At 71.0% G+C, this 15,717-nt stretch carries 12 protein-coding genes; 6 read left to right on the forward strand and 6 right to left on the reverse strand.

Translation table 11 applies throughout. From position 1 onward, the window contains the following. Nucleotides 1-4: 4 nt before the first annotated feature. The gene (gene corA, locus ACZ5D2_RS03295) at nucleotides 5-997 is read right to left on the reverse strand and encodes a magnesium/cobalt transporter CorA (protein ID WP_371679307.1); all 993 of its coding nucleotides are present in this window, start codon (nucleotides 995-997) and stop codon (nucleotides 5-7) included. Between the two features lie 54 nt (nucleotides 998-1,051). On the opposite strand from corA, the gene ACZ5D2_RS03300 reads away from it, so the two are divergent. From ACZ5D2_RS03300 to mshC, 4 genes are all read left to right on the forward strand, one after another. Then, nucleotides 1,052-1,759 carry a histidine phosphatase family protein gene (locus tag ACZ5D2_RS03300; protein WP_371679308.1) on the forward strand — a complete coding sequence of 236 codons (708 nt, stop codon included), beginning with the start codon at nucleotides 1,052-1,054 and terminating at the stop codon, nucleotides 1,757-1,759. Between the two features lie 76 nt (nucleotides 1,760-1,835). Beyond that, nucleotides 1,836-2,426, forward strand: a complete 591-nt coding sequence (locus ACZ5D2_RS03305; protein WP_280920854.1) for a DUF3090 domain-containing protein — start codon at nucleotides 1,836-1,838, stop codon at nucleotides 2,424-2,426. Further along, on the forward strand, nucleotides 2,390-3,226 hold the full coding sequence (locus ACZ5D2_RS03310) for an SCO1664 family protein (RefSeq protein WP_371679309.1): 837 nt from the start codon (nucleotides 2,390-2,392) through the stop codon (nucleotides 3,224-3,226). Before ACZ5D2_RS03305 ends, ACZ5D2_RS03310 begins: the two co-directional genes overlap by 37 nt. A 110-nt stretch (nucleotides 3,227-3,336) precedes the next feature. Continuing rightward, nucleotides 3,337-4,566, forward strand: coding sequence for a cysteine--1-D-myo-inosityl 2-amino-2-deoxy-alpha-D-glucopyranoside ligase (gene mshC, locus ACZ5D2_RS03315; protein ID WP_371679310.1), 1,230 nt, complete (start codon nucleotides 3,337-3,339; stop codon nucleotides 4,564-4,566). Between the two features lie 250 nt (nucleotides 4,567-4,816). On the opposite strand, the gene ACZ5D2_RS03320 is transcribed toward mshC, so the two are convergent. The 5 genes from ACZ5D2_RS03320 to ACZ5D2_RS03340 all read right to left on the reverse strand — a co-directional run bounded on the left by ACZ5D2_RS03320 (nucleotide 4,817) and on the right by ACZ5D2_RS03340 (nucleotide 11,088). Next, nucleotides 4,817-5,833, reverse strand: coding sequence for a PAC2 family protein (locus ACZ5D2_RS03320; RefSeq protein ID WP_371679311.1), 1,017 nt, complete (start codon nucleotides 5,831-5,833; stop codon nucleotides 4,817-4,819). A gap of 127 nt (nucleotides 5,834-5,960) precedes the next feature. Continuing rightward, nucleotides 5,961-7,568, reverse strand: a complete 1,608-nt coding sequence (locus tag ACZ5D2_RS03325) for a glycerol-3-phosphate dehydrogenase/oxidase (protein WP_371679312.1) — start codon at nucleotides 7,566-7,568, stop codon at nucleotides 5,961-5,963. A gap of 40 nt (nucleotides 7,569-7,608) precedes the next feature. Beyond that, the gene (gene glpK / locus ACZ5D2_RS03330) at nucleotides 7,609-9,135 is read right to left on the reverse strand and encodes a glycerol kinase GlpK (protein WP_371679313.1); all 1,527 of its coding nucleotides are present in this window, start codon (nucleotides 9,133-9,135) and stop codon (nucleotides 7,609-7,611) included. A 78-nt stretch (nucleotides 9,136-9,213) separates the two neighbouring features. After that, nucleotides 9,214-9,996, reverse strand: a complete 783-nt coding sequence (locus ACZ5D2_RS03335) for an MIP/aquaporin family protein (protein ID WP_371679314.1) — start codon at nucleotides 9,994-9,996, stop codon at nucleotides 9,214-9,216. Nucleotides 9,997-10,320: 324 nt separating this feature from the next. Further along, nucleotides 10,321-11,088 carry an IclR family transcriptional regulator gene (locus tag ACZ5D2_RS03340; RefSeq protein ID WP_356222995.1) on the reverse strand — a complete coding sequence of 256 codons (768 nt, stop codon included), beginning with the start codon at nucleotides 11,086-11,088 and terminating at the stop codon, nucleotides 10,321-10,323. 252 nt (nucleotides 11,089-11,340) lie between these two features. Between ACZ5D2_RS03340 and metH the strand changes: the two genes are divergently transcribed. Both metH and ACZ5D2_RS03350 read left to right on the forward strand, forming a co-directional pair. Continuing rightward, the gene (gene metH, locus ACZ5D2_RS03345; protein WP_371679315.1) at nucleotides 11,341-14,853 is read left to right on the forward strand and encodes a methionine synthase; all 3,513 of its coding nucleotides are present in this window, start codon (nucleotides 11,341-11,343) and stop codon (nucleotides 14,851-14,853) included. 110 nt (nucleotides 14,854-14,963) lie between these two features. After that, nucleotides 14,964-15,665 (forward strand): HAD family hydrolase, encoded by a 702-nt coding sequence (locus tag ACZ5D2_RS03350; RefSeq protein WP_371679316.1) that lies wholly within the window; start codon nucleotides 14,964-14,966, stop codon nucleotides 15,663-15,665. Nucleotides 15,666-15,717: the final 52 nt, after the last annotated feature.

Consider the following 15,717-nt stretch of genomic DNA (forward strand, 5'->3'; position numbering starts at 1 on the left):
GCCGCTACAGCCAGCCGCGCCGTTTGAACATCCGGTGCAGGCCCGCGCACAGAGCCGCCATCAGCGCCAGCACCGCCGGATAGCCCCAGCTCTGCCGCAGCTCCGGCATGTGCTCGAAGTTCATCCCGTAGATCCCCGCGACCATCGTCGGGACGGCGGCCATGGCGGCCCAGGCGGAGATCTTGCGCATGTCGTCGTTCTGCCGGACGCCCATCTGCGCCAGGTGGGCGGCCAGCGCGTCCGACAGCAGCCGGTCCAGGCCCTCGATGTACTCGTTGGCCTTCGTCAGGTGGTCGGCGACGTCACGGAAGAAGGGCTGGGAGTGCTCGTGCACGAACGGCACCTGCCCGAAGGCGAGCCGGTCCATCGGCTGCAGCAGCGGGCTCGTCGCCCGGCGGAACTCCAGCACCTGCCGCTTGAAGCCGTAGATCCGCGCGGCGGTGTTCTTGGAGTCCGAGGCGTTCGGGGCGAACACCTCCGCCTCCAGCTCCTCCAGGTCGGCCTGGAGCTCGGCCGCCACCTCGATGTAGTGGTCCACCACCGCGTCGGACACGGCGTACAGCACGGCGGTCGGCCCGTGCCGCAGCACCTCCGGCTCCTGTTCGAGCCGGTGCCGCACGGCCGCCAGCGCGGCCCCCTCGCCGTGCCGGACGGTGACCACGAACGAGTCGCCTATGAAGACCATCAGCTCGCCGGTGGTCACCGTGTCCGTGTCGTCGTCGTAGAGCACCGGCTTGAGGACCACGAACAGCGAGTCGTCGTAGACCTCCAGCTTCGGCCGCTGGTGCGCGGTCAGCGCGTCCTCCACCGCCAGCGCGTGCAGCCCGAACTCCCGGCTCACATGATCGAATTCGTCGGCCGTCGGCTCGTGCATGCCCACCCACACGAACGCGTCACCCGAGGCCCGCGCCTCGTCGAGGGCATCGGAGAAGTCCTCCGGTGCCGTGGAGCGGCGGCCGTTCCGGTACATCGCGCAGTCGACAATCACGCCGGGCATTCTGCCCCGGCCGGAGCCCGCCCGCACAACGGCGGCACGGCATAGGCTTCCCCCATGGCCATGCTGATCCTCGTACGACACGGGCGGTCCACCGCCAACACCGCGGGCGTGCTCGCCGGATGGACCCCGGGGGTGAACCTCGACGACCACGGCGCCGCCCAGGCCGCCGCGCTTCCCGGGCGGCTCGACGCCGTGCCCCTCGTGGCCGCCGTCACCAGCCCCCTCCAGCGCTGCCGCGAAACCCTCGCCCCGCTGCTCGCCGCCCGCCCCGCACTGCCCCTGCACACCGACGAGCGCATCGGCGAATGCCACTACGGCGACTGGTCCGGCCGCAAACTCTCCGAACTCGCCGACGAACCCCTCATGAAGATCGTCCAGCAGCACCCCTCGGCCGCCGCCTTCCCCGGCGGCGAGTCCATGCGCGCCATGCAGGCGCGCGCCGTGGACGCCGTACGCGAGTGGAACGCCCGGATCGACGAGGAGCACGGCACCGACGCCGTCTACCTCATGTGCTCCCACGGCGACATCATCAAGTCCCTCGTCGCCGACGCCCTCGGCATGCACCTCGACCTCTTCCAGCGGATCCACGTCGACCCCTGCTCGGTCACCGCGATCCGCTACACCCCCACCAGGCCCTTCCTGCTGCGCCTCGGCGACACCGGGGACCTCTCGCCCCTCGTCCCGCGCACCGCCCCGTCCCCCGACACCACGACCGAGGACGGCGGGAACGCCGTCGTGGGCGGCGGCGCGGGCGCGGCCTGATCGAACGGCGCAGTAGGGTGGCATGGCGCCCCCACACCGGCGCAGCCCTGCCCTGCCTCAGACTTGGAGACCGGTCGTGCCCCGTCAGGTGTTCCTTTACGACCCGCCGGACCGCTTCGTGGCCGGTACGGTCGGTCTGCCTGGACGCCGTACGTTCTTCCTCCAGGCCTCCGCGGGAGCCCGGGTCACCAGCGTGTCCCTGGAGAAGACCCAGGTCGCTGCACTGGCCGAGCGGATGGACGAGCTGCTCGACGAGGTCGTCCGGCGCACCGGCGGCAACGCGCCCGTCCCCGCCGTCGCCTCCACCGAGGCGGCGGACACCGCCCCCCTCGACGTCCCCGTCGAGGAGGAGTTCCGCGTCGGCACCATGGCGCTCGCCTGGGACGGCGAGGAGCAGCGGATGATCGTCGAGGCCCAGGCCCTCGTCGAACTCGACGCCGACTCCGACGAGGACCTCGCCGAGGCCGAGGAGCGGCTCCTGCAGGACGAGGAGAACGGCCCGCCGATGCTGCGCGTGCGCCTCTCCGGCGCCCAGGCCCGCGCCTTCGCCAAGCGGGCCCTGGACGTGGTCAACGCGGGCCGCCCCCCGTGCCCCCTGTGCAGTCTGCCGCTCGACCCCGAGGGACACGTGTGCCCGCGCCAGAACGGGTACCGGCGCCAGGTGTGAGCGCCGAGACCCCGATCGAGGAACTGCTCACCCGCGGTGAGCTCACCGTCCGCGGCCGTATCGCCGAGGCCTCCAACGCCGTACTGCTGTGCACGGTGGCCCACGAGGGCGCGAGCGCGGACTGCGTCTACAAGCCGGTCAAGGGCGAGCGCCCGCTGTGGGACTTCCCCGACGGCAACCTCGCCCGCCGCGAGCGCGCCGCGTACCTGGTCTCCGAGGCGACCGGGTGGGGGCTCGTCCCCGCGACGGTCCTGCGCGACGGCCCGTACGGGGAGGGAATGGTCCAGCACTGGATCGACGCCGGAGAATCGCCGGAGGCCGGGCTCCTCGCGCTCGTCGAGGGCGAGGAGGCGGGGGAGGGCTGGAAGCCGGTCGCCTTCGCCGAGGTGGGGGAGGGCCGCACCGCCCTGCTGGTGCACGCCGACGACCCGCGGCTGCGGCGCCTCGCCGTACTCGACGCGGTGATCAACAACGGCGACCGCAAGGGCGGCCACCTGCTGCCCGCCCCCGACGGCCGGCTCTACGGCATCGACCACGGCGTGACCTTCCATGCCGAGGACAAGCTGCGCACCCTGCTGTGGGGCTGGGCGGGGGAGCCGCTCACCGACGAGGCCCGGCGGGTGCTGGGCTCCCTGGAGGCCCAGCTCGCCGAGGGGGGCCCGCTGGCCACCCGGCTGGCCGAACTGATCACCCCGGTCGAGCTGGGCGCCGTACGGGCCCGTGTGGCCCTGCTGCTGCGCAACGGGACGCACCCGAAGCCCTCCGGACAGTGGCCGGCGATCCCCTGGCCACCCGTCTGAGCTGCCACGGCCCGCGACGCACAGAACCGGCCGGACCGCAAGACGGCCGATCAAGCCAACAGTGCTGCTCCGGTTCGTTTCCGGAACACTCGTCCGGTTAGGCTCGATGCATGCATGCCTGGCCCGCTTCTGAGGTCCCCGCCCTGCCCGGCAAGGGCCGCGACCTCCAGATCCACGACACCGCGACCCAAGGGACGATCACCCTCGACCCCGGTCCCGTCGCCCGTATCTACGTCTGCGGGATCACCCCGTACGACGCGACCCACATCGGTCACGCGGCGACCTACAACGCGTTCGACCTCGTGCAGCGCGTGTGGCTCGACAACAAGCGGCAGGTTCACTACGTCCAGAACGTCACGGACGTGGACGACCCGCTCCTGGAGCGGGCGCTGCGCGACGGCCACGACTGGACCGAGCTCGCGGAACGCGAGACCGCCCTCTTCCGCGAGGACATGACCGCCCTGCGGATGCTGCCCCCGCGGAACTACATCGGCGCCGTCGAGGCCATACCCGGCATCGTGCCGCTGGTCGAGCGGCTGCGCGACGCGGGTGCCGCCTACGAGCTCGACGGGGACGTCTACTTCTCCGTGGAGTCCGATCCGCACTTCGGCGGGGTCTCGAACCTCGACGCCCGGGCGATGCGGCTGCTGTCCGCCGAGCGGGGCGGGGACCCGGACCGTCCGGGCAAGAAGAACCCCCTCGACCCGATGCTGTGGATGGCCGCACGGCCCGGCGAGCCGAGCTGGGACGGCGGCTCCCTGGGCCGCGGCCGCCCCGGCTGGCACATTGAGTGCGTCGCCATCGCCCTGGACCACCTGGGCATGGGCTTCGACATCCAGGGCGGCGGCTCCGACCTGGCCTTCCCGCACCACGAGATGGGCGCCTCGCACGCGCAGGCCCTGACGGGCGAGTTCCCGATGGCCAAGGCCTACGTCCACGCGGGCATGGTCGCGCTGCACGGCGAGAAGATGTCCAAGTCCAAGGGCAACCTGGTCTTCGTCTCGGCGCTGCGCCGGGCCGGCGTCGACCCGGCCGCCATCCGGCTGGCCCTCCTCGCACACCACTACCGGGCCGACTGGGAGTGGACGGACGAGGTCCTCGCCGAGGCCGTGGCCCGGCTGGAGCGGTGGCGCGCGGCGGTCTCCCGGCCGGACGGCCTGCCGGCGGACGCCCTCGTCGAGGAGGTCCGCGAGGCCCTGTCGAAGGACCTGGACGCCCCGGCCGCGCTCGCGGCCGTGGACCGGTGGGCGGACGCGCAGAACGCCTCGGACGGCGACGACGAGTCCGCCCCGGGCCTGGTCTCCCGCACGGTCGACGCCCTCCTGGGCGTGGCCCTCTAGCACCGGAGCAGTACGCGAGGAGCGCGCCCCCCGGCCCGGTGCCGGGGGGCGCGCTCCTTCCGTACCGCCGCCCACGGCGGCGCCGGATCACTGCACGACGGTCACGGTCCAGATCGTGCGCGGCCGGATATTCGCGGACCTGCTCCGGGTGGAGCACGCAGGGGACCGGCACCAGCTCGTCCGTGCCCACGTACGCCGGCTCCGGCGCCGCCGCGAGCAGGGCGTACCGACACCCGGACGGCCGGGGCCGTCAGGCCCCTTCGGCGTCTCCGTCCCCGCCTTCATCTCCCTCGCCGGTGGCGTCCGGTCCGGAGGGGCCGTCCTGGTCCGCCGGGCCGTCCGGCTTCGGTTTCGCCGGGGGCCGGGGGCCGCCCGACAGGTCGCGGAAGTAGGAGCCCGTGTCGCCGGCCGTCTCCGGACCCGCCGACGGATCCCGTCGCCTCAGGTACCGCTCGAACTCCCGCGCGATCGCGTCCCCCGAGGCCTCCGGCAGGTCGGCGGTGTCCCGCGCCTCCTCCAGCGTCTGGACGTACTCCGCCACCTCGCTGTCCTCGGCGGCCAGTTGGTCCACGCCCAGCTGCCAGGCCCGCGCGTCCTCCGGGAGTTCGCCCAGCGGGATCCGGATGTCGATCAGGTCCTCCAGCCGGTTCAGCAGCGCCAGCGTCGCCTTCGGGTTCGGCGGCTGCGACACGTAGTGCGGCACCGCCGCCCACAGCGACACCGCCGGCATCCCGGCATGGGTGCAGGCCTCCTGAAGGACGCCCACGATCCCGGTCGGACCCTCGTACTTGGTCTCCTCCAGGTCCATCGTCCGCGCCAGGTCCGCGTCCGAGGTCACCCCGCTCACCGGAACCGGCCGGGTGTGCGGGGTGTCCCCGAGCAGCGCGCCCAGGATGACCACCATCTCCACGCCCAGCTCGACGGCGAAGCCGAGGATCTCCTCGCAGAACGACCGCCACCGCATGGACGGTTCGATGCCCCGCACCAGCACCAGGTCCCGCGGCTTCGCGCCGCCGATCCGGACCACCGACAGCCGCGTCGTGGGCCAGGTGATCTTCCTTACCCCGTTGTCCAGCCACACCGTCGGCCGGTTGACCTGGAAGTCGTAGTAGTCCTCGGCGTCCAGCGCCGCGAAGACCTCGCCCTTCCACTCCCGGTCCAGGTGCGCCACCGCACCGGAGGCGGCGTCACCCGCGTCGTTCCAGCCCTCGAACGCGGCCACCATGACCGGGTCGATCAGCTCGGGCACGCCCTCAAGCTCGATCACCCAGGTCTCCTTCCGAAGTTCCCTTGTGTACGTGGGCCAGCCTAAGCCTTGATGAGGCACCGGCCACAGCCCACGACAGAGGGGCGGTTCCCCTCGGAACCGCCCCTCTTCCCCACCTGCGGGACAGCTATGCCTTGCGGCCCAGCATCTCCTCGACCCGGGCCCGTACGGCCTCGTCGTCCAGGCCGCGGACCGTCACCGTGGTACGGCGGCGCAGCACGTCGTCGACCGTCTCGGCCCACTCGTTGTCACGGGCATAGGCGACCTGCGCCCAGATCTCCGGACCGTCCGGGTGGATCCGCTCGGCCAGCTCCGGGTCCTCGTTCGCCAGACGGGCGATGTCGAAGGCCAGCGAGCCGTAGTGCGAGGCCAGGTGACGGGCGGTCAGCGGGTCCATCCGGGTGCCGGGCTCACGGTCCACCAGGAGCCGGTGCGCGACCGCGTTCGGGTTGGCGACGCCGGGCAGCGCGATGCGGCGCACCAGCGACTTCACCGGCTCCATGTCCTCGGTGAGCGGGCTGCCGGGGAGCTTGGCCAGCTTGTCCATGACCACGCGGCCGATGTGCCGGTACGTGGTCCACTTGCCGCCGGCCACCGACAGCATGCCGCCCGCGCCCTCGGAGACCACCGTCTCGCGCTTGGCCTTCTCGACGCCGCCGGGGCCGCCGGGCAGCACCCGCAGGCCGGCGAAGGCGTACGTCATCAGGGAGCGGTCGAGGTCGGCGTCCTTCACGGAGAAGGCCGCCTCGTCGAGGATCTGCTGGATGTCCGACTCGGTGGCGCGCACGTCCGCCGGGTCGCCCTCGTAGACCTCGTCGGTCGTACCGAGGAGCAGCTGGTCCTCCCACGGGAGGGCGAAGGTGATGCGGTACTTGTCGATCGGGGTGGCCATGGCGGCCTTCCACGGCGACTTGCGCTTCATGACGATGTGCGCGCCCTTGGACAGGCGGATCGACGGCATCGCGTGCTTGTCTTCCATGCGCCGCAGGTGGTCCACCCACGGGCCGGTGGCGTTGAGCACGACGCGCGCGTCGACCCCGAACTCGGTGCCGTCGAGGCGGTCCTTGAGCTCGGCGCCGGAGACCCGGCCGCGCGTCATGCGCAGGCCGGTGACCTCGGCGTGGTTCAGGACGACCGCGCCGGACTCGACGGCCGCGCGGACCGTCATGACGGCGACGCGGGAGTCGTTCATCTGGTGGTCGTAGTAGACCGCGACGGCCTTCAGGTTGTCCGTCTTCAGACCGGGGTTGTCGGCGACGGCGCGGGCCGGCGAGATGACCTTGCCGATCCCGTCGCCGAAGGCCGAGAGCGCCGAGTACGCGAACACGCCCGCGCCCAGCTTCGCCGCGCCGACCGGACCGCCCTTGTACACGGGCAGGTAGAAGGTCAGCGGGTTGACCAGGTGCGGGGCCACGTCCTTGGCCAGCACCCGGCGCTCGTGGTGGTTCTCGGCGACCAGCTTGACCGCGCCGGTCTGCAGGTAGCGCAGACCGCCGTGGACGAGCTTGGAGGAGGCGGACGAGGTGGCGCCGGCGAAGTCGCCGGCGTCCACCATGGCGACCCGCAGACCCGACTGCGCGGCGTGCCAGGCCACCGAGGTGCCCAGGATGCCACCGCCGATGACGAGCAGGTCGTAGGTGGCCTTCGACAGCTGCTCACGGGTTTCGGCGCGGCTCGGGTTCGAACCGGCGGTCGGGTGCGTACCCAGGGCGGGAACGCTCTGCAGGGTGCTCATATCTCTTTCAGCTCCTCGTCGATTGACTCAGCTGGTGCGGTCAGCTGGCGTCTTCGTCGTCGACCCAGCCCATGGACCGCTCCACGGCCTTGAGCCAGCTCTTGTACTCGCGGTCCCGCTGCTCGGCGGGCATGCGCGGGGTCCACTCGGCCGCGCGGCGCCAGTTGGCGCGCAGGGCGTCGGTGTCGGGCCAGAAGCCGACGGCCAGGCCGGCGGCGTAGGCGGCGCCGAGGCAGGTGGTCTCCGCGACCATGGGACGGACCACGGGGGCGTCCACGAAGTCGGAGAGGGTCTGCATCAGCAGGTTGTTGGAGGTCATGCCGCCGTCGACCTTGAGGGCCGCGAGCTCGACGCCCGAGTCCTTGGTCATGGCGTCGGTGATCTCGCGGGTCTGCCAGGCGGTGGCCTCCAGGACGGCACGGGCGATGTGCGCCTTGGTGACGTACCGGGTCAGGCCGGCGATCACACCGCGGGCGTCGGAGCGCCAGTACGGGGCGAACAGGCCGGAGAAGGCCGGCACGAAGTACGCGCCGCCGTTGTCCTCGACCGAGAGCGCGAGGGTCTCGATCTCGGCCGCGGTCTTGATCATGCCCATCTGGTCGCGCATCCACTGGACGAGCGAGCCGGTGACGGCGATGGAGCCCTCCAGGGCGTAGACCGGCTTCTGGTCGCCGATCTGGTAGCCGACCGTGGTCAGCAGGCCGCTGTAGGAGTTGATGACCTTGTCGCCGGTGTTCATCAGCATGAACGTGCCGGTGCCGTACGTGGACTTGGCCTCGCCCTCGGCGAAACAGGTCTGGCCGAACAGCGCGGCCTGCTGGTCACCGAGCGCCGAGGCGACCGGGACGCCGGCGAGGACGCCCTCCTTGACGTGGCCGTAGACCTCGGCGGAGGACTTGATCTCCGGGAGGACGTTGAGCGGGACGCCCATGGACTCGGCGATCTTGTCGTCCCAGGCCAGGGTGTGCAGGTTCATCAGCATGGTGCGCGAGGCGTTGGTGACGTCGGTGACGTGCGCACCGCCCTCGGCGCCGCCCGTGAGGTTCCAGATGACCCACGAGTCCATCGTGCCGAAGAGGATGTCGCCGGCCTCGGCGCGCTCGCGCAGGCCCTCGACGTTGTCGAGCAGCCAGCGGACCTTCGGACCCGCGAAGTAGCTCGCCAGCGGGAGGCCCGTCTCGCGGCGGAAGCGGTCCTGGCCCACGTTGCGGCCGAGCTCCTTGCAGAGGGAGTCGGTGCGGGTGTCCTGCCAGACCAGCGCGTTGTGCACCGGCTCGCCGGTGTGCCGGTCCCACAGGACGGTGGTCTCGCGCTGGTTGGTGATGCCGACCGCCTTGACGTCGGCGGCGGTGATCTCCGCCTTGGCGATGGCTCCGGCGACGACCTCCTGGACGTTGGTCCAGATCTCGGTGGCGTCGTGCTCGACCCAGCCCGGCTTCGGGAAGATCTGCTCGTGCTCCTTCTGGTCGACGGCGACGATGCGGCCGTCGCGGTCGAAGACGATGCAGCGGGAGGAGGTGGTGCCCTGGTCGATCGCGGCGATGAAGGGGCCGGTGCTGCTGGTCATGGTGGCTGCTCCTGGCAGATCTGAAGGGTTGGCGGAATCAGGAGGGCGGTGCGGATCTTGCGATCTTGCCGATGCTGATCAGGCGAACGCGATGTTGTACAGACCACCGGCGAGGGCGGCACCGACGAGCGGGCCGACGACCGGGATCCAGGAGTACCCCCAGTCCGAACCGCCCTTGTTGGGCAGCGGGAGCAGGGCGTGGACGATGCGCGGACCGAGGTCGCGCACCGGGTTGATGGCGTAGCCGGTCGGACCGCCCAGCGAGAGGCCGATGCCGACGACCACGAACGAGGTGATCAGGACGCCGATGACACCGAGCCCCTTGCCGTCGTCCTGGAGGCCCTGGGTCAGGATGGCCAGAACCAGGACGGCGGTACCGATGATCTCGGTCGCGAGGTTCTGCACGACATTACGGATCTCGGGGCCCGTGGAGAAGATGCCGAGCACCGGACCGGCCGTGTCGTGCGGGTGCGGGTCCTCGGGACCGAGCTTGGCGTCGCGGATGTGCTCCGGGTCGGACAGGTGCACGAGGAACTGGCCGTAGTACGTGATCCACATCAGGACCGCGCCGATCATGGCGCCGAGGAGCTGGCCGGCGAGGTAGACCGGGACGTCGCCCCACTCGCCGGTCTTGACGGCGATGCCGACGGTGACCGCCGGGTTGAGGTGCGCGCCGGAGAGCGGTGCGGAGACGTAGGCGGCGATCAGGACGGCGAAACCCCAGCCGAAGGTGATCGCGAGCCAGCCCGCGTTGCGGGCCTTGGAGCTCTTGAGGGTGACGGCGGCGCAGACGCCACCACCGAGCAGAGTGAGCAGGGCGGTACCTATGGTCTCGCCGATGAAGATGTCGGAGCTGGACACCCGCGACTCCTTTGTCTTACGTCCAGGGGTGGGCGGACACCGGGTCCCTCCGGTGGTCCACGCACTCGGTGAGTGCTGCACCGGTCCTTGGCCTCGCCATAGCCTAACGCGTATTGCCGGTAGGTGTTCGACAATGCCGACCGATGAACGGCAGTTTTCCGCCTGGGTGAAGAACGCGTCAAGGGCTGGCCAGGTCAAAGAACCGGATCGTTACCACTAGGTACGATCAGCCAAAATCAGCCAATGGATGATCGGTAAAAGACAAAATCCACCCAAACGGCCCACAGGGTGGCCGCTGGGTGGATCGGGTGGATCAGGTCAAGCTCAGAACCGGCCCGCCCCGAGGTCGCGCGAAACCGACCGCGCGCAGTCCCGTACGGAGGCCACGAGCGCCGCCCGGGGCTCCCCGGAGTCCCCGCAGACCCGCTCCACGGCCCCCGCCACCGCGACGGCGCCCACGGGCATCCGCCGCCGGTCGTGGATCGGCGCCGCCACCGAGGCGATGCCCTCCCAGGTCTCCTCGACGTCCGCGGCCCAGCCCCGCGCCCGCGTCAGGTCCAGGACCTCCTCGAAACCCGCGGCGTCCGTGACCGTACGGGGGGTGAACGCCTCCCGCTCCGCCTCCACGGCCTCCGTGTGTGCCACGGGGTCGTAGGCCGACAGGACCTTGCCCAGCGCCGTGGAGTGCAGCGGCTGCATCGCCCCCACCTCCAGCACTTGACGGCTGTCGTCCGGCCGGAACACGTGGTGCATGATCAGCACCCCGCTCTTGTGCAGCACCCCCACGTACACGCTCTCGCCGCTCGCCCGGGCCAGGTCGTCCGTCCAGACCAGCGCGCGGGCGCGCAGCTCGTGCACGTCCAGGTAGCTGTTGCCCAGGCGCAGCAGCTCCGCGCCCAGCTGATAGCGGCCCGAGGCCGCGTCCTGCTCCACGAAGCCCTCGGCCTGCAGCGTGCGCAGGATCCCGTGCGCCGTGCCCTTGGCCAGGCCCAGGGAGGACGCCACGTCCGAGAGGCCCAGCCGGCGTTCCCCGCCCGCCAGGAGCCGCAGCATCGCAGCGGCTCGTTCGAGCGACTGGATGTTCCGTGCCATCGCGCAGCCTCCTGCTGACGTAGTTCGACAATGCTGAACACTATCGGTCGATGCCGACCTTGTGTATGGTCGGGCGGCCTCCGGCGCGCCGCGCGCCGCACCCTCACCCGTCCGGGCCCCGCGCACAGAATGCAGTCCGCCACGTGGGACGACCGCACCGGGTCCGGTGCGGCGCGGTTACCCTGACCGCGTGCACCCTTGACACAGAGGGGGTGCAAAGCCGACAGCCGTCGCATCCCAGGGAGCTCAACCATGGCCTCGTTGCCGAACCCGCCCGCAGACACCCAGACCCGGGCCGATGCCCTCCGAGAGGCGCTCGCGACCCGCGTGGTCGTCGCCGACGGGGCCATGGGAACCATGCTCCAGGCGCAGGACCCCACGATGGAGGACTTCCAGCAGCTCGAAGGCTGCAACGAGGTCCTGAACGTGACCCGCCCCGACATCGTGCGTTCGGTCCACGAGGCCTACTACTCGGTCGGCGTGGACTGCGTCGAGACCAACACCTTCGGCGCGAACTTCGCCGCCCTCGCCGAGTACGACATCCCCGAGCGGAACTTCGAGCTCTCCGAGGCCGGCGCCCGGATCGCCCGCGAGGTCGCCGACGAGTTCACCGCCACGACCGGACAGCAGCGCTGGGTGCTCGGCTCCATCGGCCCCGGCACCAAGCTCCCCACCCTCGGCCACATCACCTACGCGCAGATCCGCGACGCCTACCAGATCAACGCCGAAGGCCTGATCTCCGGCGGCGCGGACGCCCTCCTGGTGGAGACCACGCAGGACCTCCTGCAGACGAAGTCCTCGATCATCGGTGCCCGCCGGGCGATGGAGGCCCTGGGTGTCAGCGTCCCGCTGATCTGCTCCGTCACCGTGGAGACCACCGGCACCATGCTCCTGGGGTCGGAGATCGGCGCGGCGCTGACGGCGTTGGAGCCGCTGGGGATCGACATGATCGGTCTGAACTGCGCCACCGGCCCCGCCGAGATGAGCGAGCACCTGCGCTACCTCGCGCGCAACGCCCGCATCCCGATCTCCTGCATGCCCAACGCGGGCCTGCCCGTCCTGACCAAGCAGGGCGCGCACTACCCGCTCAGCGCCCCCGAACTGGCCGACGCCCAGGAGACCTTCGTCCGCGAGTACGGGCTCTCCCTGGTCGGGGGCTGCTGCGGCACCACCCCCGAGCACCTGCGCCAGGTCGTCGAGCGCGTCCGCGGCACGGCGATCACCGAGCGCACCCCCCAGCCCGAGCCCGGCGCCGCCTCCCTCTACCAGACCGTGCCCTTCCGCCAGGACACCTCGTACATGGCGATCGGCGAGCGCACCAACGCCAACGGCTCCAAGAAGTTCCGCGAGGCCATGCTGGAGGCCCGCTGGGACGACTGCGTGGAGATGGCCCGCGACCAGATCCGCGAGGGCGCGCACATGCTCGACCTCTGCGTGGACTACGTGGGCCGCGACGGCGTCGCCGACATGGAGGAGCTCGCCGGCCGCTTCGCCACCGCCTCCACCCTCCCGATCGTCCTGGACTCCACCGAGGTCCCCGTCATCCGGGCGGGCCTGGAGAAGCTCGGCGGCCGCGCGGTCATCAACTCCGTCAACTACGAAGACGGCGACGGCCCCGACTCCCGCTTCGCCAAGGTCACCCGACTGGCCCAGGAGCACGGCGCCGCGCTCATCGCGCTGACCATCGACGAGGAGGGCCAGGCCCGAACCGTCGAACACAAGGTCGCCATCGCCGAACGGCTCATCGACGACCTGACGGGCAACTGGGGGATCCGCGAGTCGGACATCCTCATCGACACCCTGACCTTCACGATCTGCACCGGCCAGGAGGAGTCCCGCAAGGACGGCATCGCCACGATCGAGTCGATCCGCGAGCTCAAGCGGCGCCACCCGGACGTCCAGACCACCCTCGGCCTGTCCAACATCTCCTTCGGCCTCAACCCGGCCGCCCGCGTACTGCTCAACTCGGTCTTCCTCGACGAGTGCGTCAAGGCCGGCCTGGACTCCGCGATCGTCCACGCCTCCAAGATCCTGCCGATCGCCCGCTTCGACGAGGAGCAGGTCACCACCGCACTCGACCTGATCTACGACCGGCGCGAGGGCGACTACGACCCGCTGCAGAAGCTGATGGCCCTCTTCGAGGGCGTCAACACCAAGTCGCTCAAGGCCGGCCGCGCCGAGGAACTCCTCGCCCTGCCGCTGGACGAGCGACTGCAGCGCCGCATCATCGACGGCGAGAAGAACGGCCTGGAGACCGACCTCGACGAGGCGCTGCAGACCCGCCCCGCCCTCGACATCGTCAACGACACCCTCCTGGAGGGCATGAAGGTCGTCGGCGAGCTCTTCGGCTCCGGCCAGATGCAGCTGCCGTTCGTGCTCCAGTCCGCCGAGGTCATGAAGACGGCCGTCGCCTACCTCGAACCGCACATGGAGAAGACCGACGACGAGGGCAAGGGCACGATCGTGCTCGCCACCGTCCGCGGGGACGTCCACGACATCGGCAAGAACCTCGTCGACATCATCCTCACCAACAACGGCTACAACGTCGTCAACATCGGCATCAAGCAGCCCGTCTCCGCGATCCTCGAAGCCGCGCAGGAGCACAAGGCCGACGTGATCGGCATGTCCGGCCTGCTCGTGAAGTCCACGGTGATCATGAAGGAGAACCTGGAAGAGCTCAACCAGCGCAAGCTGGCCGCCGACTACCCCGTCATCCTCGGCGGCGCCGCCCTCACCCGCGCCTACGTCGAACAGGACCTCCACGAAATCTACGAAGGCGAAGTCCGCTACGCCCGCGACGCCTTCGAAGGCCTGCGCCTCATGGACGCCCTCATCGCGGTCAAGCGCGGCGTCCCCGGCGCCTCGCTGCCCGAGCTGAAGCAGCGCCGCGTCGCCAAGCGGGACACCCCGGCGCTCCAGGTGGAGGAGCCGCAGGAGCCGGGCGGCCGTTCGGACGTGTCCGTCGACAACCCGGTCCCCACCCCGCCCTTCTGGGGCACCCGCGTCGTCAAGGGCATCCCGCTCAAGGACTACGCCTCCTGGCTGGACGAGGGAGCCCTGTTCAAGGGCCAGTGGGGCCTCAAGCAGGCCCGCGCGGGCGGAGCCACGTACGAGGAGCTCGTCGAGAGCGAGGGCCGTCCGCGCCTGCGCGGCCTCCTGGAGAAGCTGCACACCGAGAACCTCCTGGAAGCGGCCGTGGTCTACGGCTACTTCCCCTGCGTCTCCAAGGGCGACGACCTGATCATCCTCGACGAGCAGGGCAACGAGCGGACCCGCTTCACCTTCCCGCGCCAGCGCCGGGGCCGCCGCCTGTGCCTCGCGGACTTCTTCCGCCCCGAGGAGTCCGGTGAGACCGACGTGGTCGGCCTCCAGGTGGTCACCGTCGGCTCGAAGATCGGCGAGGCCACGGCCAAGCTGTTCGAGTCCGACTCCTACCGCGAGTACCTGGAGCTGCACGGCCTCTCCGTCCAGCTCGCCGAGGCCATGGCCGAGTACTGGCACGCCCGCGTCCGCGCCGAGCTCGGCTTCGGCGGCGAGGACCCGGCCGCCGTGGAGGACATGTTCGACCTCAAGTACCGGGGAGCCCGCTTCTCCCTCGGCTACGGCGCCTGCCCCGACCTGGAGGACCGGGCGAAGATCGCCGACCTCCTCCAGCCGGAGCGGATCGGCGTCCACCTCTCGGAGGAGTTCCAGCTCCACCCCGAGCAGTCCACCGACGCCATCGTGATTCACCACCCCGAAGCGAAGTATTTCAACGCACGCTGACGCGGACCGGCGTACACTGGTCGGTCCCATACAGGCCGGTCACCTGGTACCGAGGGGTTGCCCCCACGGCGAGGTGACCGGCCTTGTCGTCCCCTGCGAGAGGCGTACGCATGACCAGCACCGTTCCCGCTCCCGTCGCCCGTACGGCAGACGGGCACGCCCTGCAGGCGGTGCTCCTCGACATGGACGGCACCCTCGTGGACACCGAGGGTTTCTGGTGGGAGATCGAGGCGGAGATCTTCCGGGAACTCGGGCACCGGCTCGACGACGCCTGGCGCGACATCGTCGTCGGCGGCCCCATGAGCCGCAGCGCGGCGTTCCTCATCGAGGCCACCGGCGCCGCCATCGGCCTCGCCGAGCTGAGCGTGCTGCTCAACGAGCGCTTCGAGGCCCGCATCGCCGACCAGGTCCCCTTGATGCCCGGCGCCGAGCGGCTGCTGAGCGAGCTGGCCCGGCACAACGTGCCCACCGCCCTGGTCTCCGCCTCCCACCGCCGGGTCATCGACCAGGTGCTGCTCACCCTCGGCCGCGACCGGTTCACCATGACCGTCGCCGGGGACGAGGTCCCGCGCACCAAGCCGCACCCCGACCCGTACCTGCTGGCCGCGAGCGCCCTGGGCGCGCACCCCTCGCGGTGCGCGGTCATCGAGGACACCGCCACCGGTGTCGCGGCCGCCGAGGCCGCCGGCTGCCGGGTCGTGGCCGTGCCCTCCGTCGGCCGGATCGAGCCGGCCCCGGGCCGCACCGTCGTGGCCTCGCTCGAAGAGGTGGACCTGCCGTTCCTGCGGTCCCTCATCACTCCGCTGAACTGACCGCGCACGCTCCGTGCCGAACGGAACGGGGGTGGGGTCAAGGTCCCACGAG

The organism is Streptomyces sp. NPDC031479, from assembly GCF_055581065.1.

Bases quoted from the DNA above. Each gene is read 5' to 3' on its own strand.
- ACZ5D2_RS03325 (WP_371679312.1), bottom strand. From the start codon at position 7,568: ATGAGCACCCTGCAGAGCGTTCCCGCCCTGGGTACGCACCCGACCGCC.
- ACZ5D2_RS03350 (WP_371679316.1), top strand. From the start codon at position 14,964: ATGACCAGCACCGTTCCCGCTCCCGTCGCCCGTACGGCAGACGGGCAC.
- ACZ5D2_RS03340 (WP_356222995.1), bottom strand. From the start codon at position 11,088: ATGGCACGGAACATCCAGTCGCTCGAACGAGCCGCTGCGATGCTGCGG.
- mshC (WP_371679310.1), top strand. From the start codon at position 3,337: ATGCATGCCTGGCCCGCTTCTGAGGTCCCCGCCCTGCCCGGCAAGGGC.
- glpK (WP_371679313.1), bottom strand. From the start codon at position 9,135: ATGACCAGCAGCACCGGCCCCTTCATCGCCGCGATCGACCAGGGCACC.
- ACZ5D2_RS03300 (WP_371679308.1), top strand. From the start codon at position 1,052: ATGGCCATGCTGATCCTCGTACGACACGGGCGGTCCACCGCCAACACC.
- corA (WP_371679307.1), bottom strand. From the start codon at position 997: ATGCCCGGCGTGATTGTCGACTGCGCGATGTACCGGAACGGCCGCCGC.
- metH (WP_371679315.1), top strand. From the start codon at position 11,341: ATGGCCTCGTTGCCGAACCCGCCCGCAGACACCCAGACCCGGGCCGAT.